This window comes from Mesoflavibacter sp. (assembly GCF_964226795.1).
In the GTDB taxonomy this organism is placed as follows: Bacteria; Bacteroidota; Bacteroidia; order Flavobacteriales; family Flavobacteriaceae; genus Mesoflavibacter; species Mesoflavibacter zeaxanthinifaciens.
In genome coordinates this window covers 76,986-99,726 of sequence record NZ_CAXQQP010000008.1, presented here as the reverse complement: position 1 = coordinate 99,726, position 22,741 = coordinate 76,986, and the positions used below count along the sequence as shown (strand labels likewise).

General features: G+C 32.3%; 17 protein-coding genes. 4 read left to right on the top strand and 13 right to left on the bottom strand.

The window, feature by feature from the left end; translation table 11 throughout:
* Nucleotides 1-83: 83 nt before the first annotated feature.
* Both ACEQT4_RS07350 and ACEQT4_RS07345 read left to right on the top strand, forming a co-directional pair.
* Nucleotides 84-3,524, top strand: a complete 3,441-nt coding sequence (locus ACEQT4_RS07350) for a T9SS type A sorting domain-containing protein (protein WP_370226781.1) — start codon at nucleotides 84-86, stop codon at nucleotides 3,522-3,524.
* A 101-nt stretch (nucleotides 3,525-3,625) separates the two neighbouring features.
* Nucleotides 3,626-5,731, top strand: coding sequence for a M13 family metallopeptidase (locus ACEQT4_RS07345; RefSeq protein ID WP_370226780.1), 2,106 nt, complete (start codon nucleotides 3,626-3,628; stop codon nucleotides 5,729-5,731).
* 69 nt (nucleotides 5,732-5,800) lie between these two features.
* Here the strand turns inward: ACEQT4_RS07345 and ACEQT4_RS07340 are convergent, their stop codons facing one another.
* Nucleotides 5,801-6,508, bottom strand: a complete 708-nt coding sequence (locus ACEQT4_RS07340; protein WP_370226779.1) for a hypothetical protein — start codon at nucleotides 6,506-6,508, stop codon at nucleotides 5,801-5,803.
* A gap of 78 nt (nucleotides 6,509-6,586) precedes the next feature.
* Nucleotides 6,587-8,890: a M28 family peptidase gene (locus tag ACEQT4_RS07335; RefSeq protein WP_370226777.1), complete on the bottom strand. Its 2,304-nt coding sequence runs from the start codon at nucleotides 8,888-8,890 to the stop codon at nucleotides 6,587-6,589.
* A gap of 110 nt (nucleotides 8,891-9,000) precedes the next feature.
* Between ACEQT4_RS07335 and ACEQT4_RS07330 the strand changes: the two genes are divergently transcribed.
* Nucleotides 9,001-9,468 (top strand): CBS domain-containing protein, encoded by a 468-nt coding sequence (locus ACEQT4_RS07330; RefSeq protein WP_027879176.1) that lies wholly within the window; start codon nucleotides 9,001-9,003, stop codon nucleotides 9,466-9,468.
* Here the strand turns inward: ACEQT4_RS07330 and ACEQT4_RS07325 are convergent.
* The 5 genes from ACEQT4_RS07325 to ACEQT4_RS07305 all read right to left on the bottom strand — a co-directional run bounded on the left by ACEQT4_RS07325 (nucleotide 9,465) and on the right by ACEQT4_RS07305 (nucleotide 12,887).
* Entirely contained in the window at nucleotides 9,465-10,154 is a 690-nt protein-coding gene (locus ACEQT4_RS07325) for a hypothetical protein (RefSeq protein ID WP_370226776.1), read from the bottom strand. The two genes, ACEQT4_RS07330 and ACEQT4_RS07325, sit on opposite strands and share 4 nt — an antisense overlap.
* A 62-nt stretch (nucleotides 10,155-10,216) precedes the next feature.
* Complete coding sequence (locus tag ACEQT4_RS07320) at nucleotides 10,217-11,314, bottom strand: DUF2891 domain-containing protein (RefSeq protein ID WP_370226775.1); 1,098 nt, start codon at nucleotides 11,312-11,314, stop codon at nucleotides 10,217-10,219.
* Nucleotide 11,315: 1 nt separating this feature from the next.
* Nucleotides 11,316-11,663, bottom strand: coding sequence for a hypothetical protein (locus tag ACEQT4_RS07315; RefSeq protein ID WP_027879173.1), 348 nt, complete (start codon nucleotides 11,661-11,663; stop codon nucleotides 11,316-11,318).
* Nucleotides 11,660-12,196 (bottom strand): GNAT family N-acetyltransferase, encoded by a 537-nt coding sequence (locus tag ACEQT4_RS07310; RefSeq protein ID WP_370226773.1) that lies wholly within the window; start codon nucleotides 12,194-12,196, stop codon nucleotides 11,660-11,662. The genes ACEQT4_RS07315 and ACEQT4_RS07310 overlap by 4 nt, the downstream gene beginning before the upstream one ends.
* Before the next feature lie 40 nt (nucleotides 12,197-12,236).
* Nucleotides 12,237-12,887, bottom strand: coding sequence for a spermidine synthase (locus ACEQT4_RS07305; protein ID WP_370226772.1), 651 nt, complete (start codon nucleotides 12,885-12,887; stop codon nucleotides 12,237-12,239).
* Nucleotides 12,888-13,064: 177 nt separating this feature from the next.
* Between ACEQT4_RS07305 and ACEQT4_RS07300 the strand changes: the two genes are divergently transcribed.
* Nucleotides 13,065-13,397 (top strand): single-stranded DNA-binding protein, encoded by a 333-nt coding sequence (locus tag ACEQT4_RS07300; protein WP_027879170.1) that lies wholly within the window; start codon nucleotides 13,065-13,067, stop codon nucleotides 13,395-13,397.
* Nucleotides 13,398-13,456: 59 nt separating this feature from the next.
* On the opposite strand, the gene ACEQT4_RS07295 is transcribed toward ACEQT4_RS07300, so the two are convergent.
* From ACEQT4_RS07295 to ACEQT4_RS07270, 6 genes are read right to left on the bottom strand one after another with little or no spacing between them, the layout of a single operon-like run.
* Nucleotides 13,457-14,836: a sugar porter family MFS transporter gene (locus ACEQT4_RS07295; RefSeq protein ID WP_027879169.1), complete on the bottom strand. Its 1,380-nt coding sequence runs from the start codon at nucleotides 14,834-14,836 to the stop codon at nucleotides 13,457-13,459.
* Between the two features lie 15 nt (nucleotides 14,837-14,851).
* Nucleotides 14,852-15,697, bottom strand: coding sequence for an endonuclease/exonuclease/phosphatase family protein (locus tag ACEQT4_RS07290; protein ID WP_155912567.1), 846 nt, complete (start codon nucleotides 15,695-15,697; stop codon nucleotides 14,852-14,854).
* A 2-nt stretch (nucleotides 15,698-15,699) separates the two neighbouring features.
* Nucleotides 15,700-17,553: a family 43 glycosylhydrolase gene (locus ACEQT4_RS07285; protein WP_370226771.1), complete on the bottom strand. Its 1,854-nt coding sequence runs from the start codon at nucleotides 17,551-17,553 to the stop codon at nucleotides 15,700-15,702.
* A gap of 1 nt (nucleotide 17,554) precedes the next feature.
* On the bottom strand, nucleotides 17,555-19,279 hold the full coding sequence (locus ACEQT4_RS07280; RefSeq protein ID WP_370226770.1) for a sulfatase: 1,725 nt from the start codon (nucleotides 19,277-19,279) through the stop codon (nucleotides 17,555-17,557).
* Complete coding sequence (locus ACEQT4_RS07275) at nucleotides 19,279-20,166, bottom strand: alpha/beta hydrolase (protein ID WP_370226768.1); 888 nt, start codon at nucleotides 20,164-20,166, stop codon at nucleotides 19,279-19,281. Before ACEQT4_RS07275 ends, ACEQT4_RS07280 begins: the two co-directional genes overlap by 1 nt.
* Nucleotides 20,167-22,719 carry a glycoside hydrolase family 2 TIM barrel-domain containing protein gene (locus ACEQT4_RS07270; RefSeq protein ID WP_370226767.1) on the bottom strand — a complete coding sequence of 851 codons (2,553 nt, stop codon included), beginning with the start codon at nucleotides 22,717-22,719 and terminating at the stop codon, nucleotides 20,167-20,169.
* Nucleotides 22,720-22,741 lie beyond the last annotated feature (22 nt).

The following is a 22,741-nucleotide window of genomic DNA, read 5'->3' as shown; positions in this document are numbered from 1 at the left end:
ACTTTGTTTTTTAGCTTATTTTTTTATCTTTTTGTCAGTTTTTTTAAATAAAATCTTATATTTTTGTTTTAAAAATAAGTTAAATGAAAAGAGTATTACTTTTTGTATTTACATTATTACTTTCAGTTTCTATCCAAGCACAATTTAACGAAAGCGCTCCTTGGATGAAAATGTTAAATACATCCAACAGGTCAAGTGAAAATCCTTTAAAATTTCAACAAATTGTAGATGCTTTCAATAATTATTGGTTAACACACGATAAAAATCAAAAGGGAAGTGGATATAAACCATTTAAAAGATGGGAAGCGTATTGGTCTAACTTTGTAAAAGAAGACGGGACTTTACCTACTTCGGAAGAATTATGGGATACCTATCAATTAGTACAAAATCAATCTCAAAACTTACGTAGTAGTAATGTACTAATAGATGAAAGTAATTGGATGCCAATAGGTCCATTTACACACACCAATACAGGTTCTTGGTCTTCTGGTCAAGGACGAGTTAATGTTATCGTTAAAGATCCAAATAATCCATCAACATTTTATGTAGGAGCACCTGCTGGAGGTATATGGAAATCTACAGATGCTGGTTTAACATGGAATACAACAACCGATAATTTACCTCAAATAGGTGTTTCAGGAATTGCGGTAGATGTCAATAATTCTAATATCATTTACATAGCAACAGGAGATGATGATGCAGGAGATTCTTATAGTGTTGGTGTTATGAAGTCTATAGATGGTGGTCAAACATGGAATACAACAGGTTTAAATCCTGGTAACTCACCAAGCTCTATGAATGACATATACATGCATCCATCTAACTCTAATATCTTATGGGTAGCAACTAATAGTGGTGTTTTTAAAACTACAGATGCTGGTGTGACTTGGTCTAATCAAAACTCTTTAGGAGGAAGTAATGGTACAGCTGGATTAAATATTAAAGACATAAAAATACATCCAACAAACCCAGATATTATTTATGCAGCATCTAGCAGCAGAATTTATAAATCAACTAATGGCGGAGAAAGCTTTAGTTTAGTTTCAAGTGGCTTACCTAATAACGGCGTTTCAAGATATGTAATAGATGTAACGCCTGCTAATCCAAATGTTGTCTATGCGTTAGCAGCAGATAATTCGTATAATTTTTTAGGGTTATATAAATCATCAGATTCTGCTAATTCTTTCACAAACGTAGCTTCATCTCTTACTGTCGGAGATATATTTGAATCTCCACAAGCATGGTATGATATGGCAATGACTGTATCAGATACTAATGAAAACGAAGTGTATACTGGAGTACTTAATATCTGGAAAACTACAGATAGTGGAGCAACTTTTACAAAAATAAATAATTGGAGTTCTCCTTTTTCTAGTTCTTATACACATGCAGATATTCATTTTTTAAGATTTTTTGACGGAGAATTGTTTGCAGGAACAGATGGAGGTTTTTATAAATCAAGTAACGGTGGTACTAGTTTTACAGACCTTACTGCAGGTATGCAAATAAGTCAGTTTTACCGTATATCTGTATCAAAACAATCTTCAAGTAAAATGGTTGGAGGTTTACAAGATAATGGTGGACACGCATTTTCTAATGGACAATGGCAAAACTATTATGGTGCAGATGGTATGGATACTGCAATAGATCCTAATAACTCTAACTTATATTATGGTTTTACACAAAATGGAGGAGGATTGTATTATTCTACAAATGCAGGTGCTTCACTAACAGGCAATGTAAGTGCTCCTGCAGGAGAAAGTGGTAACTGGATAACTCCTTTAACAATGAGTGCTAATGGCGAATTATTTTCAGGTTACAATAGCCTTTATAAATTACAAGGAGGAAGTTGGGTAGCAGTTTCACCTTCTTTTGGAACTAATATAGATGTTTTAGAAATAGACGAAATTAATCCTAATAATATTTACGTAGGTACTAATTCTTCATTATATAAAAGTACAGATAATGGTGTAACATTTAATTTTACTTATTCATTTTCCTCAAATATTACTTCTATAGAAGTTAATAATACAGACAACAATATTATTTATGTTACAACGTCTGGTGTTGCAGGTCAAGTTTATAAATCTGTAGATGGAGGGATTAATTTTACAAGTATCTCAACAGGCTTACCAAATGTGACAAAAAACAGCATTAAACATCAGGCATTACATACTAAAAACCCTTTGTTTTTAGGAACTAGCTTAGGTGTATACAGGTATGATGATGATACTTTAATGTGGGAATTATTTAATAATAATTTACCAAACGTATCTGTAAGAGATATAGAAATTAATCTAATAGATAATAACATTACAGCAGCAACATATGGAAGAGGTATTTGGCAATCAAGTATTCCTTATGAGTTACCTCAGGATGACGTTAAATTAGTTTCGGTTTCTGGAATAGGACAAACAATTGAATGTAACGTAAATTTAGCACCACAAGTAGAGCTTTTTAATAACGGACAAAATACGATTACATCTATCGACTTAACTTATAATATAGATGGCACACCTAATATGTTTACTTGGACCGGTACATTAGCGTCAGAAACTTCTGTAACGGTAACTTTACCTTCATTTACATTGTCAAAAGGAACACATTCATTTAACGTGTCATCTACAATAAATAATGATGCTTTTGCTGAAAATAATAACTCAGAAACTTCATACATAAAAGCAAACGCGTCTGGAGCAACACTTGTAGTTAATACTTTTGAAACACCTGAAGAAGCATTATTAGTTTATGACGCAGGTACTACAAATCAGTACTGGCAAAGAGGTTTGGCAAATGGCACAATCTTAAATAGCACTGTAAACAGTACAAATGTATATGGTACTAATTTATCTGGTAATTATGCAGATAATACTAAAAGTTATTTAGTATCAGAATGTTTTGATTTAACAACAGTGTCATCACCAACGTTAGAATTTGATATGGCTTTTGAATTAGAACAAGATTGGGATATTGTTTATGTAGAATACTCTTTAGATCAAGGTGCAACGTGGAGTTTGCTTGGATCAAGTACAGATGTAAACTGGTATAATAATGGACTAACATCAGGAGAAAACGGAACTTGTTATAATTGTCCAGGAGGACAATGGACTGGTGTAAATACAACTATGACACACTATACTTATAATCTATCTGCATTTGGTACAGAGACAAACTTTATGTACAGATTTGTATTTCATTCAGATCAAATTATTAACGAAGAAGGCGTGATTATAGATAACCCAATCATATCTGGTACAGCTTTAAGTACAGAAACTTTTAATAGTGAAACATTTAAAGTTTATCCAAACCCTTCTACAGGTATATTTAATTTAAAGACTGATAGCGCTCAGCAATTAAGCATATCAGTAATAGATATAACAGGTAAAGAAATACTTAATCAACAAAACGTAAATATTCAAGACAATAATTACAAAATAGATTTAAGTAATTATTCTTCAGGTATTTATGTTTTAAGTATTAAAACTTCAACAACAACAACAATTAAAAAGTTAATCGTTAAATAAAAGTTAATATAAACTTAAAAAAAGCGCCTTTCAAACTTATGTCAGGCGCTTTTTTTATATCTTGAGTCGCGTAATAACTAACATAGTCAATACTTATAACAATGAAATTCAACTTTAAAAATTTAGCATTATTGAGTGCTTTAGGCGGTGTTTTTCTTCTTGGTTGTAAAGAAGAAAAAAAAGCTGAAGAGATGGAAACAGCTCAAGTAGAAGTTTTGCCTGGTATAAATACAGAGTATATGGATACTTCTGTAAAGCCTAGCGAAGACTTTTTTAGATTCGTAAACGGAAAGTGGTTAGACACTAACGAGATTCCTGCAGATAGAACAGTTTGGGGTAGTTTTAACGAGTTAAGAAAAAAAACAGACGAAGACGCTTTAGCAATCTTAAAAGAAGCTATGTCTAATGATAAGGACTTAAAAGGTATCCAAGTTGTACCAGGTTCAGATCAAGAAAAAGCAGTGTTTTACTACCAAACTATTATGGATACTGTAGGTCGTAATAAAGCAGGTTTAGAGCCAGTAAAACCATATTTAGCTAAAGTAGAAGCTATAAATAACATTGAAGACTTACAAAACTATATGATAGAGATGGAGCCAGCTGGCGGCGGTGGTTTATATGGTGTAGGTGTTGGTGCAGATCCTAAAGATAGTGACCGTAATGTAGCTTATTTAGGTGGCGGTAGTACAGGTTTACCAGACAGAGATTATTATGTAAAAGATGATGCAGATTCTAAAGAAAAAAGAGAAAAGTATGTAGCGCACATTACTAGAATGTTACAGTTTTTAGGAGACTCAGAAGAAGAAGCAAAAGAACAAGCAGAACAAATATTAGCTTTTGAGACACGTCTTGAAGAAGCTAAAATGGATAAAGTAGATAGACGTGATGCTCGTAAACGTTACAATCCAAGATCTATAGAGCAAGTACAAGAAATGGTGCCAGAAGTAGACTGGAAAAAATTCTTTGCTGGTGTAGGGTTAAAAGATTTAGATACCGTAATTGTTGGCGATTTAGGTTATTTTAAAAGATTACACGAAGTATTAGCAGATAATAATGTAGATAACTGGAAAGCCTACTTAAAATGGAATACATTTAGAAGTGCTGCAGGCTACTTAAGTACAGATATCGAAACTGCTAATTGGGAGTTTTATGGAAAAGAACTTAACGGTGCAAAAGCACAGCGACCAAGAGAAGAGCGTGCTTTAGCAGCTTTAAACGGAACTTTAGGAGAAGCTTTAGGTAAATTATATGTAGATAAAAAGTTTCCGCCAGAAGCTAAAGAAAAAGCAGAGAAAATGATTAAAAACGTAATTCTTGCTTTTGAAAAACGTATAGAAAAGCTTGACTGGATGAGTCCAGAAACAAAACAAAAAGCTATCGAAAAACTAAAAGCGACTAAAGTTAAAATTGCGTATCCAGACAAATGGAAAGATTATTCTGATTTAGAAGTTAAAAGTGTAGAAGAAGGCGGTTCTTACTTACAAAACTCTTTAAACGCTAGAGTTTGGAACTTTAATGAAGACATCAATAAATTAGACAAACCAGTTGATAAGTCAGAGTGGTACATGGCACCTCAAATTGTAAATGCATATTTCAATCCATCTTATAACGAGATTGTTTTTCCAGCAGCTATTTTACAACCACCTTTCTATAATTTTAATGCAGATGATGCTGTAAATTACGGTGGAATAGGAGCAGTAATTGGTCATGAAATCTCTCATAGTTTTGACGATTCTGGTGCGCGTTATGATAAAGACGGAAATCTTAACAATTGGTGGACAGACGAAGATTTAAAACAATTTGAAGCTTTAGGTGAAGACCTTGCAAATCAATATTCTGAAATTGAAGTGTTACCAGAAACAAAAATCAATGGTAAGTTTACTTTAGGTGAAAACATTGGTGATTTAGGAGGTGTTTTAGCGGCTTACGATGCTTTACAATTAAGCTACGAGCAAAATGGTAGACCAGAAGAAACTATTGATGGATTTACACCAGAACAACGTTTCTTTATGAGTTGGGCAACAGTATGGCGTACAAAAATGCGTGACGATGCTTTAAAAACAAGAATTAAAACAGATCCACACTCACCAGGTATGACAAGAGCTGTACAACCTTTACTTAATGTAGATGCTTTTTACAAAGCTTTTGATATTAAAGAAGGAGATAAAATGTACATTGCTCCAGAAGACCGAGTTAGAATTTGGTAATCGATAAAGATTTATAAATAAAAAAGCCTTCAGTTAAATGAAGGCTTTTTTTATAATTTCAACTTAAAACTATTCTTTAGTTTCGGTAGTTGTTTTTGGTGTTTTTTGTTGTGTTAAAGCATTTTTAGCTAAACTAGCCATATTAAAATTAGGTGCTAAAGCTAAAGCTTCATCTAATTTTTTAATTGCTAAATCTATATTTGCTGCTTTATCTTGGTTGTATTTTACTAATGCGTCTAAATAGGTAAAAGCTGCTTTTAAAGGTACTGTGTAAGGTTGTTGCGTTTCGTAGTAGGTTTTTCCTTGTTTTTCTTTTATACCAGGCATACCTAAATTAATATAGGCTTTAGCTTGTGTTAGATTATTAATGTTAAGGTTAAGTTCTGCAATTTCATAAGCCACTAAAGCATTTTTTGTTTTATTGTAAATTTTAGTGTAAAAAGGAATTGCTCTTTCAAATTCACCTAAGTTTTTTAGTGCTACAGCTTTTACTTCTATTGCAATATCAGAATCAGAATCTTTATTGTCAATTCCAATGGTATTTAAAGCTTGCGAAAATTTATTGTTTTGAAGATAGATGTAAGCTAAAGTATCTTTTCTTGCTTCAGATGGTTTTAAAACGTTTAAATGCGTCATTGCATTAATAATACCTTGTACGTCACCTTGCATTTGCATTTGTTGGTAATACGCTTCGTAATGCTTTATTAAAGCGTCATTATTTTGAGCAGTAAGACTAAGGCTAAAGCAAAAAATAGATAAATAAATTATGTGTTTCATTTTGTTAAAAATTTTTGTGGCTCAAAACTAAAAAAATATTTTGCTTAGTGGTCTTAAAATAAGTGAAATAAGCGTTAATTATTCTGAGCTAATTGTCTTTTTAACAATAATAGCGTCATTAAGCACAAAAGGTTTTGGGATCATATCTTTTGATCTTTTAGGAATACTAAATAATTCGTTTTCTAATAAATCATTAGACGCTTCATAAAGTTCTATTCTAGTCTCTTGATTTTTTGGTACAGAAATTTCTAACTCTAAAGGCTCGTCATTTGTTACATAATAACAGAATAATCTATTACTTTTTCTATTGTTAAACACAGCAGAGTCTTCTTCAGATTTATTTTCAATCTTAACACCATTTACTTTAAAATTTTTAAACACATTTGTGGTGTCAGAAAACAACTCAATACGTTGAACATGTCTTTGTGGAATAATGCAAATATTATATGATCGTAAATTACCAATTATAGTGTCGTTGGAAATTTCAATTTTTGGTTGAGGTATATTTTTTATAGGTGCAGATTTAGAATAACTAAAACCTGTACCGTATTTACTACCAAACGTATTATTGCCAAAAGCTTTAGCTTCTTCTGGGTTTTCACCTAAAAAATTAGTTGTATACGTATCTAAGATGTTATCGTAGGTTGCCCAAACAGCAGTATTTTTATCTGCATCTAATGCGTAAACTAAACTATTTGGTTTTGGTGAATCCTCTGTAAATTGCGAGTTGAAATGCGCCACAAAAAAGCTAATAATAGCTAAAGTAAAAAAGGCATAACTCCATCTTTTTTTATGTTTTAAAAAGCCTAAAACTGGTAGACAAAGTCCAAATATTAGAACCAATAATATAGCAGTGACAAATAATATTTTTAGCCCTAATCCAACAGGAAACATTTTTATTAATGGAGACATGATAAATAACACAGGTATGCATAAAAATGCCAACACAATAAGGCTAGGTTTTTGTTGTCTTATTAACACAAAAAGCGCTATTAACCCAAAATATACTGGGATAATAAAATAGCTAGCACCTTTTAGACCAAAAGCTGTCAAAGCACAAATTAGCAACCAAAAAAATAGTGGTGCAATAAGTAAATTGCTAACATTATTAGTCTTATAAACTTTACCGTAAACGTAAAAACTAATGGCTAATGTTAGTAATACAAAAAACCAGATGTAGGTGTGACCATTATAGGTAAAACCGTGTAAAATTTCGTTGTATTCTGGGTAGATGATTAAGATTAATTTCCATCCAAAAAATCCAACAAGTCCTGAAATTAGTAGGCTTAATAAAAAGGCAATAAATCCTTTACCAATCTCTTTACCTTTTAATTGTCGTTGTTTAAACCCATAAATTAATAATGCAATAAAAGCTACAAAAGCAATAACTAACATTGGTATAATCCAACTAAATGGATAAGTAACTGTCTTAAAAAATGGGACATTAAAATAAATATAATCTTCTGTGCTTTTTAAGTTGGTTAGATTAGCTTGACTAAAATGCTTTAATAAAGGCATTAAATACGTGCCTTGATGCTCTAATGTATTTCGGTCTAAACGCTGGTAATTGTCATTAGCGGTATGGTAATCAAAATGATCATCGATAAACGCAAAATTAAAACCTTCAATATTACCATCACGTCTAAAAACGGTTAAATCGGTATCGTTTGGTAGCATTTTGTAAATACTATACGCTAAACTGTTGGCTACTGGATATTCTGGATTTGCAGACACAAATTCTTTCATTAAATTAGCATTTCCGCCATTAGTTTCAATAAGCATATAACTTGGTCCGCCGCTTCCTCTAGCTTCAAAGTTTAAAACTAAACCAACATCTTTTGCCCAAGGATGTTTATTTACAAATAATTCGGCACCATTTAAACCTAGTTCTTCAGCATCTGTAATACAAACAATAATATCGTTTTTAGGTGTGTTTCCTTCAGCTAAATACGCACGCAAACCTTCTAAAATAGTAACCACACCAGAACCAGCATCACTTGCACCAATGGACGAATGCGGGTTACTATCATAATGCGTTAACAACATTAAAGCTTTGCTGTTACTTTTGCCTTTAATTCGTGCTAAAATATTGACAGGTTTTGTAAAGTTGTTCCATTGACTATTGGTAAAACCTTCTTGAGTTTCGGTAATTAAACCTAGTTTTTCAAGTTCAGAAATAATATAATGCCTAACACGCGCATTCTCTTTATTTCCTGTGTAATGAGGCGCTTTAGAAATTTCTGCTAAATGCAACAAAGCTCTATCTGTAGAGAATTGTGATAAAGGTGTGTCTAAATTTGAAATCTTATTAGGAAGAAGTGCATCGAAGCTTAAATATACAGCTAAGCACAATACAAGAATAGCAATTAGTTTTTTAAACATTTTGAAGGTTTTAGTTTGCAGTATAAAAGTAAGAAATAATTGCGTGTATAAATATTTTAGGATAAGTGATTGAAAATAAGTAACTTTAGTTAAACCGAAAATTAAAAATTATGGGAATTAAAAGTTTTGAAGGTTCTAGAAAAGGACAACAGCAAGTAGATGATACCTCTTTACAGGTTAAAGATTACATGACTAAAGATTTAATTACTTTTAAACCTACACAAAGTGTTGAAGAAGTTGTAGAAATTTTAATTAAACACAAAATATCTGGTGGACCAGTTGTGAATGAAAACAATGAATTAATAGGAATTATCTCTGAAGGTGATTGCATTAAACAAATTAGTGAAAGTAGATACTACAACTCACCAACCCAAGATAGTCATGTAGAAAACCATATGGTAAAAAATGTTGAAACCATTGATGGTAACCTAAATATTTTTGATGCTGCCAATAAGTTTTTAAGTGCTAAACGCAGACGTTTTCCTATTATTGAAGACGGAAAATTAATAGGTCAAATTAGTCAAAAAGATATTTTAAAAGCTGCTATGCAGTTAAAAGGACATAACTGGAAACCTTAACGACCGTGTTTTGGTTTTAAAGCTTCTGTAGCATCTGTGATTAAAATCTTGTTTTTGTCTTTAGCCACTAATGTCGCAACACGAGAATAGTTATAATCTGAAACAGGCTGTTCTAATTCAATCCATTTTACGTAACCAGCAACAGTAATACGCTCGCCAACTTCTATAATAGATTCGCGGTAACGTAATTGTTTGTTGAACCCAAAAAGTCCTGTCGATTCTATGCCGTAATTATCTAAAAGCGACTGAAACTCTGGTGTTGGATCATTAAATGTTCCGGAATTTGCTTTTTTATCAGACACCAAATAGGCGTAATAATTTTTGGGATTTTGTTTAGGGAAAATAAGTAATCTTTCGCCAGTTTGCTCCACAAAAAAATCTTGAATTTTCTCCTCGTCAACAATAGTTTTCCAATGTGAGTTTTTTCCGCTATTAACTTTCTTTTCAATAACAATTTGATAAAACACACATTCGCGTTGACTTAAAGGAGCAATTAAAGGTTGGTTAACGTTAAGAGCATTGCCTTCAACTTTAGAATAATGATGATTTTGTAAACTACCTATTTTACTAAAACGTAATTTTTTAAGTCGGCGTAAAATAATGGTCTTTGGATTAAAATAGTAGATTAAAAAAATAATTATAGCTACAACAGAAACAATAGAGATGATTATGATAGATTTTTCCATTATGATAATTAAAAGCGTTTAACTGTGCTGTATAAGTAGCGTTTTATAGATATTAGTTACAGTTATTTGCCAGCTTTTAAAGCATGCAATGCAAAAGAAGCTAACCAATGTGCGCCAGCATATTCGCCAGTATCCATTTTTGAATAACTATCATTAAAATGTGTATTAGCTAATGCAATCATTTTATTGTTATCTAGTGCTTTTCCTATTTGGTATAAACACCACGTTCTACTAAAGTTTAAACCATCTAAATGTGCCATTTTACCATCCGTCTTATCAACAACTTCAACAGGTGATATATATTGAGCTGGTTGTTCTCTAAAACCAGGTAAAAATTGATCCAACCATGTTAAGTAGTCTTCTTTAGGTAATACTTTTAACATCAAAGTAGCTTCTTCTAGGCATGGTGATAAAAAATCAAATCCGCCAGGTTCCCAATTTATGGGACAACCTTTATCATTTTGATAGAATGCTTTAGCTCTTTCTTTAATAACTTTAGCTAATTCTGGACTGTAATTTTCAGCATAATCTAAAGCAAAGCTCATTCCAAAAGCAGTGTTTGGATGTTCTCCTACACGGATTGGATAATTTAATTTCTTAAAAAATTCAATACACTTACTTTCGATTAATTGGGTTAATGGTTCTAAATTTTTATCTAATTCATTTAATTCAGGAATATTAGATTCTTTTAAGCTTTTAGCTAATTTTAATAGCCAAGCCCAACCGTAAGTACGCTCAAAAGTTTTGTTATGTACATCATCAAAATATTCAATTTCTTTTAAAATATTTTCTTTAGAAATGGTTGTTTGTAGTTTTTTTATAATTTCATCTTTTTCTTTAAAATCTGGGTACGTGTTAAGTATGTTAACTAGTGTCCAATGTCCATGTACAGCACTATGCCAGTCAAAACAACCATAAAAAGTAGGATGTAATTCTTTAGGTGTTTTTAAATACGTACTGTCTCCTAAAACTTGACCTAATTTGTTTGGATACTCTTGATCAATACAGGTGTAAGCAAACGTATATAAGTAATCTGCTTTTTTAGCATCAATGGTAATAGGTTTTACTATTTGATCAGTTTCAGTTTCAGTATCAGTTTTTTGATTTTTGTTATTACAGCTAAGTATTATTAACGCTAAAAAAAGTAGTGTGTATTTCATATTATTGTCGTTTTACAAGTGCGTAAAAATCATTATCTAAAGGTAAATAACCTTGATCGTACACAAAATAATAGATTGTTCCTGCTTTGGTGGTATAAATGCTAGTAAAGTAGTTAAAATCAAATCCTTTTTCTATCAATTTTGTGCGTGTAGTTTTTGTCTTTTGATCAGGGTTTAAAGCCTCTAAAATGCGCCAATTTTTACGTAAGCGATTATTTATATTTCTAATTAAATTTTTTCCGTCTTTATTTAATTTATTGTTATACGCGTTACGACAACCATCAGAACAGAATTTTTTGTCAATTCTTCCAACTATTTTGTCGCCACATTCTGGACAGGTTTTGCTCATAGTTTTGGATTATTAATTTTATACCAACGTAAAGTCATTTTTTCCGGCGGAAAATAAAAATCGTTTAAATAATGTAAACCAATTTTTAATAACGCATTGTGTGATGTTTGATTATCTATGTGCGTAGTTGCATAAAGACGTTTTAAATTTAAAACTTCAAAAGCATATTTTGCAGCAGCTTTACCAGATTCGGTAGCGTAGCCTTTTCCCCAATAGTCTTCAATTAAACGGTAGCCAATGTCATAATATGTTGTGAAGCCATTCATATTATATTCGGTGTTAAGTCGTAAACCAGACCAACCCACAAAATTACCCGTAGCTTTTTCTATGACCGTAAATCTGCCAATACCACGTTGTTTATATTGTTGTTTTACACTGTCTATAACCTTTTGCGCTTCAGCTTTTGTCTTTATTGGTCTATTACCTAAATATTTATGAACGTTTGGATTACTGTCTAAAGTAAACAAGCCATTAAGATCTTCGTCACGCATTTCGCGAAGTAGTAAACGCTCGGTTTCAATATTAAAGGTCATAATTGAAATTTAAGGATAGTAAATTACAAAAATTATTCATTTACAAATGCTTACGTTGCGCAATTAATAACGTATTGGTGCCATTTACTTTATTTAAAGTTTCAGTTTTGTACTTGTTTTGATTTAAAAATGAAATAATACCAGCTAACTTATGGTCGTTATTTTCATGTAAAGCAGCATTAAAAATAATTTGGTTTTTAACCGATGCTGTTTTTATAATCGCTGCCCAAAAATTGTTTGCTAAAACAAAGTTTGGTACTTTGGTATCAATAAAAATATCTAAGATGATGAGGTCGAAATTCAATTGAGTTTCATCTAAAAAATCAACAGCATCTTGACAAAATATCTTAAGATTTTGATCTGTTTTTAAGCTGAATTCTTCTTTAGCTAAATCAATAATTACAGGATCAATATCTACTCCGAATATCTGTTTTTTAAAGTTGAAATCTTTTCGTAATGTTTCAATTACACTTCCGCCACCAAGACCTAAAACCAAAATATTCTCTACGGTTTTTAGTTGGATTTGCTTTAATCCAAATTTCAAAATTTGCTGTAAACTACCGTAAGAATAGTTAGCATTTTTAGTGTTTAAAAGCTTTTTTCCGTTGTACCAAGTAATTTCTAAAGTATCGCTATACTTAGATTTTATTTTTTTAGTAATCGGGTAGAGGTAGCTTAAAAGTCTTTTCATTACTGGTAAAAGTACCTTTTTTGTTTCAAATAAAAAACATTTACAAACGACAACAAACGATTACATTCGACATTAAATAGGTAACAACCGAATAAAATTTGCAAGCTGTCTAATCTTTGCACTGTCGAAACATAAGAACTCGATAGTATTAACTGTTTAACATTAAAAATTAAAATTATGAACGCATTAAAAAACAAAGTACAGTTGATTGGTAGATTAGGACAGGATCCAGAAATTATAACCTTTAATGACGGAAACAAAATGGCTAAATTTAGTCTTGCAACAGACGATAGCTACAAAGACAAAAATGGTAACAAAGTAGAACGTGCGTATTGGCACAATATAGTTGTTAAAAACGGTTTAGTAAAAGTAGTTGAAGACTACGTTACTAAAGGACAAGAAATAGCTATAGAAGGTAAATTAACTAACCGTACTTGGGAAGATAAAGAAGGTAACAAGCGTTATGTTACAGAAGTAATATGTAACGAGTTATTAATGCTTAGCAAATAAGATTTAGATATTGTATCAAATAAAAAAGGCTCGCTTTAAGCGAGCCTTTTTTATTGTTATTATTCTTTCCAGAATTCTTCAATTTCTTCTAAAGATTTTCCTTTAGTCTCTGGTATAAATTTATAAGTTAAAAATATAATCACTAGGATAAACGCGATAAATATAAAGTATGGCATTGATCCATTCCAAGGAGCGCTATTGTTAGCTTCACTTTCCATCACCATTGGGAATGATTGAGAGACTAAATAATTTGCAGCCCATTGTGCTGCTACAGCAACAGACATAGCTACACTACGGATTTTATTAGGGAACATTTCAGATAAAATAACCCATACAATTGGACCCATTGACATAGCAAAAGAGCCTATAAAAATTAAAACTCCTAATAAAGATATAAAGCCTACTGCATCTTGCTGTAATGATACTCCTAAAAGTAAAAATCCTAGAATCATACCTATAGAACCAATATATAATAAAGGTTTTCTACCAAACTTATCTACTGTAAACATAGCGATAAAGGTGAATACAAGATTTACAAATGCTAATAATATTTGTTGAGCTAAAACATCTTCTTTACCAAATCCTAAAGCCTTTTCAAAAATATCTGCACCATAGTATAATACAGCGTTAATACCTGTAAATTGTTGTAAGACAGATAATGCTGTTCCAATAACTATTATAGCTAAAATCCCTTTAGAAAAATAATTAACTTTTACCTTGTTTTCAGTTTTTTCAAAAGAATTTTTTATTTCAACAATTTCTTTTTTAGCTTCTTCTACACCATGTATTTTATTTAAAATTTGTAACGCAGCACTATCATCTCCTTTTAATGCTAACCAACGTGGACTTTTAGGTACAAAGAATAATAGTATTAAAAATAAACCACTTGGGATTAATTCTGACCAAAACATACGTCGCCAACCAAAATCTATATTTTCGGCTTCTGTTAAATTATTTCCAATAAAATAGGTAGCTAAAAACACTACAAAAAAACCAACAACTATGGCTAATTGGTAATAAGTAACCATTTTACCTCTAATGTTACTTGGTGCTATTTCTGCAATATACATAGGTGCATTCATAGAAGCTATACCAATACCTAAACCTCCAATAATTCTAAAAATAACTAATAAGGTTACAGATTCTTCAAAAAATGAAGGTAAACCTGATCCCCATGCAGAAATTGTAAATAGTATTGCAGAGATAATCAAAGAATACTTACGTCCTAGTTTAATACTTAAAGGTCCAGCTACAATTGCTCCTGCAAAACAACCTAAAAGTGCACTACCAACAACCCAACCTTTCATAGCTGCGTCTAATTCAAAATATTTACTTAAGTAAAATTGTGCGCCATTAATAACTCCTGTGTCATAACCAAATAGTAATCCACCTAAAGCAGAAACTATTGTGATTAGTAATAAGAAAACTTTTTTATTCATTTTAATCTATTAGTGTTAGTTAGTATCTTTTTTTAAAAACTGAAAAGTAATAAAAACAGGTAAATGATCTGAAGGATATTTTAAATCCCAATTATCACTTAAAACTGAATATTTTTTTACTAAAATAGATGATTTTGTAACAAAAATATAATCTATCCTTCTTTTAACAGTTTTATCAAAATGAAAACCATTAAAAGTACCTTCTGGTCCAAATGCTAATTTCGCAATATTTTTACTATCGTCTAAAGTAGATGTGATTGTTTGTATAGGTTTACTATCAGGTTCTAAGTTAAAATCTCCCATAAGTAAAACAGGATAGTTTTCTGTATTGAATACTTTTATTTTTTCAAGAATTAATGCCGCACTTTTTTGTCTAGCAACTTCGCCTACATGATCAAAATGTGTATTAAACACCCAAAATGTTTCTTTTGTTTTTTTATGTTGAAACAACGCATATGTACACACACGGTTACAAACGGCATCCCAACCCATACTTACTTTTTCTGGTGTTTGTGACAACCAAAATGTTGAAGATTGAAGCACTTTTAACTCCTTCTTTTTATAAAAAATTGCAGAAAACTCGCCTTCATTTTTTCCATCATCACGTCCTACACCAACAAAGCTGTAATCTGTCAACAGACTATCCATATCTTTCATTTGATTTGGCATAGCTTCTTGCACACCTAAAATATCTGGCTCGTAAAATTTGATTTGATTGACCATGAATGGTTTACGGTTTGTCCAACTGTTTTTACCTTCTTTTGGATAATCTAATTTGATGTTGTAGCTCATTATTTTCAAGTCTTGAGATAAGACCGAAAATGAAGTTAAAACAACTAAAAGTGTTATAAAATTTTTCATCTTTATTCTACATAAATAGTTTCAGTTTGTTCCGAAATTCCGTTTTCGTTATACGCTTCAATAGTAAAATAATACGGTGTATCTCTATCTAAACAACGCATAAAATGAGAATTAGTATCGTAAACTTGCCAAGATTGGTACAATTTGTTTGGTGCAATTCCCCAACGGATGTTATACCCTTGTGCGCCTTCAACTTTATTCCAAGAGAATGATATATCTCTACGGTCTTTTTCGCGATTAATTTTGAAATTTGACACCTTGTTTGGTGCTTCACCTAAGCCCAAACCAAAAACTCTAACCTCAGACATTGCAAAGTTGTTTCCTGGTACTTTAATGTTATTGTATCTAACGTATTTTGCTTTAACAGGTTTGTCTAAAACTAGGTAAGCGTTTGGTGCATCAATATCAGATTTACTTCTGTCTACAACGGTTTTCCAGTTTTTACCATCTTCAGAAGTTTCAATTATAAATTGATGTTTTAACCCTTCAACACGTGTGTAAATTCCTGATTCGTGATCGTGGTAATTTAGTTGAATGGCGTGTACGGTTCCTTCATTTAACAATTCGATTGTAATCCATTGTTTATCGTCGTTAGCTTCGGCAACCCAAAAGGTTTTTGGGTTTTCGTCGGTTAAAACTTTTGAAGTTATTTGTCCTTCAGCATTGGTTTCTGTTGGGATTTCTTTGACTTCAACTTCGTCATCATTAGATGTGAATTTCATTATTTGTTGAAGTGAAGATGACACCGTTACATTGCCTTTATACGATAATAACATCCAACCATTATGTTGTCCGGCTTTTGTTGGATGATTAGCGCCATAACGTGGGTAATCGCCGTAAGAGGTATTGCTATACATTAAACCATCATCATCAAAATAGGTAGGAAACATACATAAACGACGTTCCCATTGTGCATTAGATGCCAACGCCATCGTCGCAAAATGCCAGTATTGACCGTTGGTTTGCTTTACTGTAATACCGTGACCTGCACCATTGGTAAATCCGCCAGGTTTAAAACTCATTGGATTATTTTTCATATAGGTGAAAGGTCCAAGTGGCGAATCGCCAACATAAACACCATCTGCGTACACATTAAATTGTGTGCCTGGTGCTGCGTATTGTAAATAGTATTTTCCGTTGTGTTTAGTCATTGACGCACCTTCCATATAACCTTCTTTTAAAGTTGGATGAAAGTTGTTTTCACCAAAACGTTCCCAACCGTGCTTTTCTTCATCTAAATTTATTAGCTCTTTTCTAACGCCAGTTTCTAAAAAGCGGTCGTCTTTATTCAACATTTTTACGCGAATTGGATGCACGTTAGAACTTCCCCAATATAAATACGACTTACCATCGTCATCAATAAATAATTCGGAATCTTGAATGTTATTTGAAATGGAAGCAGTTGGTGACCATAATCCTTTTTTAGGATCATCGGTATATAAAATACTTCCGTAACCAGCAGGATCGCCAGCAAAATAAACTAGTGAATCTTTATAATTGAAAGCTGTTGGCGCATTGCTGCCTTCAAAAAACCATTGTTGCGGTTTTATAAATGTCCAGTTGACTAAATCTGTGGAATGCCAATAGCCAAACGAACGTGTGACGAACATATAATATTCGCCATTAAACTCTATAACCGCCGGATCTGCACCAGAACGATAGGATTGATTTCTGGCAGAATTGTAAACCATATAGGTATAATCGATGTCTAGCGGATTGATGTAAGTTTGTGTGGTATCTATTACTGTTGTTTCAGTTTTATTATCTTCTGAAATAATAGTATTTTCTTGCTTTTGTTTACAAGATACCATTGTTATAATTACGAATGCGAGTTGTATAGTGTGTCTTAATTTCATTTTAATGATGATGATATTTTGATCCTGTGTTACCTCTTAATCTGTCAAATTGCTTGTAAGCATTATCTACACGTTGCTTTGGCGCTTTTTCAAATTCTTTTTCGGTAACTTTATATTGTTGTTGTAATTCGGCTAAACGTGTTCTTAGTTTGGTTTCAATCTCGTCGTAATTTTTGTCATCGATAAGATTAGTTAACTCTTTTGGATCGGTTTGTAAATCGTATAATTCCCACTCGTCAATGTCGTCGTACACGTGAATTAATTTATAACGATTGGTACGTACACCATACATTTTTTTAACCATATGAAATGCTGGATAATCGTAATAATGGTAGTAAACAGCATCTCTAAAATCTTTGTCGTTTTCAGTGCCATCTAATAAACCTGCAAAGGATTTTCCTTGCATATCATTAGGAATGTCAACATCTGCAAAATCTAAAAAGGTTTCAGCAAAGTCGAGGTTTTGGGTTAAGCCTTCAACAACAGTTCCTGGTTTAATTTTTTCAGGATATTGGATTAATAATGGCATTTTTAAGGATTCTTCATACATAAATCGCTTATCAAACCATCCTTTTTCGCCTAAATAAAAACCTTGGTCAGACGTGTACACAACAATGGTGTTTTCGGTTAAACCATTAGCATCTAAATAATCTAAAATCTTCCCAATACCTTCATCTACCGAAGCTATTGTTGATAAATATTCTTGCAGATAACGTTGTCCTTTCCATTCCGCTAATGCCTTTCCTGATAAATTAGCATCGTGGAAGGCATCATTTTTTTGTTGATAGGCTTTATCCCAAGCAGCACGTTGCTCTGGTGTCATACGTTCAAAATCTGTTTTCCAAGGATTCCAAGCCAATTCTGGACTGCCTTTTTCCTTGGTCATTTTAAGGTCGTGACCTTCGTACATATCACGATAAATAGTTTGCAATTGCTCTTTTGAAGCAGTAGAGTTTTCATGCTTTGTAAAATACGTATCAGGTAACGGAAATTGCACCGAATCGTACTTATTAACGTGACGCAACGCTGGCATCCAATTACGATGTGGCGCTTTGTGATGTACCATTAAAAAGAAAGGCTGGTCGCTGTTTTTCTTTTCATCTATATAGTCAATTGCGTAATCCGTAATTAAGTCGGTTGCATAACCTTTAACTACAGTGGTATCTGGTAATTTGGTTGTCCAATGCGCAGTGGTATCAATGTGTTTTTTGTTTATGTGAACTGTATCTTGAATCTTAATAAACTGCGGATTATAATAGTTACCTTGGTCGTTTAAAATATTCCAGTGGTCAAAACCTTCAGGATAACCGTGTAAATGCCATTTACCAACAATTGCAGTGTTATAACCTGACTCTTTCAATAATTTTGGAAGTGTTTGTTGTGAACCATCAAAACGGTCGCCATTCATTCTAAATCCATTAATATGACTATGCTTTCCTGTTAACACTACAGCACGACTTGGTCCGCAAATAGAATTGGTACAAAAGTTATTTTTGAAAATTGCACCGTTTTTTGCCAATCTATCAATGTTTGGTGTTGGTGCCAGTTGACCAATAGGATGACCATACGCGCTAATGGCTTGTGCAGCATGGTCGTCTGCCATAATGTAAATGATGTTTGGTCGTTTTGAGTTTTCAGCTACATCTGTATTGACAGCTTCTGACTTGTTTTCTTTACAAGACTGAAGTATTAATAATAAGATTAATATAAAAGAGATGTGTCGCATTACTGTTTAGTTTTTATAATTTTAGTCTGAATGATTTCATCGTTAATTACTGTACGTTCAAAAAAGTTGAACACAATATCTAATTCTTCATAAGGAATTCTTGAAATTTCGTGACGTGCTTCTTTAACAATATTGAAATAGAAAGACGTTTCAAATTCCTCTAATTTATCAGCAATAATTTTAGAACCATCTAGCATTATATAACCGTCTTTTGTTGGTGCACAATAATGATGTGGCGCATTTCCGTAAGGTACCAATTGGTCTTTTGTACCGTGATACAACACAGTTGGTACAGCGTTTTCTGACGTCATATAACTTGCATCAACGATTGCACCTGCGCAAGAAAAAGCACCAGCGAATTTTACATTGCTATACGCTTCGGCATTATCTATAAAATACTCGCGCATAAAAACTGCATTTAAGATACCTTCAGCACCAGCACTACTACCACCAGCAATGATTTTTGTAGTATCAATTTGAAGTTTGTTAGCATGTTCAACTACATATTTTGCAGCATCCATATAATCGATAGCAGCTTGTTTAAAGGTTTCCAATTTTTCGTCTTTTGTACAATCGCAACCAAAACCTGTTTTTGTACCTTTTCTTAGTAAACGGTACGAAATGGAAATACCAATGTAATTCTGCTCTTTCGCTGCATATTTAACTAAATTTTCATCGTCTATATATTCTCTATGACCACCTGAAAATCCGCCACCATGCATCCAAAGCAATACAGGTAACGTATCTGTTTTTTTGATGTTTTCTGGTGTGTAAACGTCTAGTTTTAATGTGTCTTTTCCTTTGATCGAGTAGGTGTAAGTCGCTTTGTTTTGTGCCGAAATTGTTAACACAAAAAAGAAAATAAATACGTTTATTACTAATTTCATTTAATCTAGTTTTTCAATTAAAATACCGCTAATTACAGGTAAACCTTCAATAGCGTTGAGTTTTAAAGTTAATCCTTTTTTTGTTTGAATAGTTGCCTGAAGCGTTACACCATATTTTTCTGGATAGGCTCGGGCTAAATTCAATCGTTTTTCAATTAATGTATCGTTAATATACACATCAAAAATGCGCTGTGTTTTAGTATTTCTTGAAGTTACTTCTGAAAGGTTATAAATATTTTCAGTTGGCTTAATTTGTGGTTCTACGAAGTATAATTTCACCTTATAGTTGCCTTCAGGAACGTCTAGTTGATATTCTGTACAATCTTCTAACAAGGTTTGAAATAACGGTTCTGCATCGGTGTTTTTAATGTTATGTGGCAGACCTTGATTTTTATCTTTGGTCATCCCAAAAGCTGAACCATTTTTATATCCAAACCATCCTTTTTTATATTCTTGGTCTGGTACAAATGTGATGTTTTGTGCTTTATCATAAAAGTTGAAATGCGCACCTAAATTGATCCCAAAACGTTTAAAGTTTTTAAAATCAAAAACTTCAATACGATTAACTTTTATTTTTTTTTCTTCGGAAATAGTTTCAGTTGAAACTCTGATAGAATTATTTCCATTTTTGAAAGACATATCAATAGAAACAACACTGTTTTTAACTTTAAAATCACCTAAATTGTGACCATTCAAACTGACATTGACGTCATTTTGATTGGAATAAATTTGGATAGGAACAGTTTCATTTTCTAAAACCGTTAGTTGTTTTAAATAATCTGTTGCGATATGAATGAATGGTTTTTTATCATCTAAAACAGATTTGTACCAATAGTAAATGTCTTTTGGTGTTCTGTCGTATTGCACCAGTCCTTTTTGATTAACATGCGGAATAGCATCACCACGAAATTCTGAACCAAAATCGGCAAAATTCCACGCTGTCATTCCTGTCATAAACGGTCTGTCTTTAATCTGTTTGTAATACGATTGATGCAGTTTTGCTTGATAATTGGTTGAAAAATCAAATTTTTTAGGTGTTTTGGTAAAAATTCTAACGTCTGCACCAGGACCATATTCTGATAATAATAATGATCGCTTAGGATAACGTTGATGTTGCTCGTCTAAGAATTTACCTAAATCTTCAATTTGTGCATCATACCAACCAAAGTACAGATTCCAACCAAACAGCATTGGTAAATCTGCTATGCTAGTATCGTTATAAACTTCGTTTAAATGACCAGCCATAACTGTAATGTGGTTAGGTGCCAATTTTCGGGTTAAATCTTCTAGCTGGTTGGCCAATTTTAAAGTTGTGGTTTTTAAATCCTCTTTTTCTTTATCTGTCGATTTTTTATCGAATGCCAATCGCAGAAAAATTTCATTCATATACCCAAACATTACTACACTTGGGTAATTGTAATATTGTTTGATGTGCTCGTTTTGCATTGTATTTGAGACCTCAAAAAAGGTTTCAGAATCCGTCACTTTATTTACGATAGGTATTTCTGTCCATACCAAAACCCCAAGTTCGTCACAAAGCTTGTATAATTCTCTAGCATGTGGATAATGTGCAAAACGTATCACATTTGCACCCATATTTTTAATAAGATGAATATCTTGTTTTTGCAATTCGATTGGTACTGCATTACCATAATCTTTATAATCTTGATGACGATTAACACCTATTAATTTTATTGGTTTTCCATTAAGAAAAAAGCCTTTTTCAGGATCTACAGCTACCCAACGAAAGCCTAAATTAGATTGTTTTTGGTCTAAAACCGTTCCGTTTTTATCACTTAAGGTTAGTTGTAATTTGTATAAATATGGATTGTCTGGCGACCATAATTTTGGATTTTTAATTTCAGGAAACTTGACCTTAACGGTTTCGGTTTTATTAGATTTCAAAGTTAATCCTTGATGTTCTTCTCTAATACGATTTCCTTCTGCATCTAAAATTTCAAGATATAAATGTGCATCGGTTTTGGTTTCAAAATTATCTATTAATACGTCAACTTTTACACCAGCTTTGTCGTTGGAAACGTTGTAATAATTGACATAAAAACCATCGGATGCAAAATCCTTTAAACTAAAATGCTGTTTTGGGACTTTGATCAATTCCACATTACGATAAATACCACCATAAAAGGTGAAATCGGCATCTAATGGTGGAATATCATCGTTGTGAGCATTATCGACTTCAACTTCAATTAAATTATAAGCATCAAAGTTTAAAAGCGATGTGATTTCAACATTAAACGCTGTGTAACCACCTTTGTGATTGGTTGCTTTTTTTCCATTAATAAAAACAGTAGCTTCCTGATTTACAGCATTAAATTTTAGATAGAAAATCTGGTCTTTATCTTGAGAAGACACATAGATTTGTTTTTTGTAATAGCCCAAACCACGACGGTAACCAGACTCGTCATCAAAAGCATCTTTATCATTCCATGTATGTGGAATATTTACGGTTTGCCAATGGGTTTTATCCTCGGAATATTGCCAACCAGAATTGATGATTTTAGATTGTGCGTGACTTAAAAAAAGGGAAGCCACACACGCCATTAAAACTAGGGAA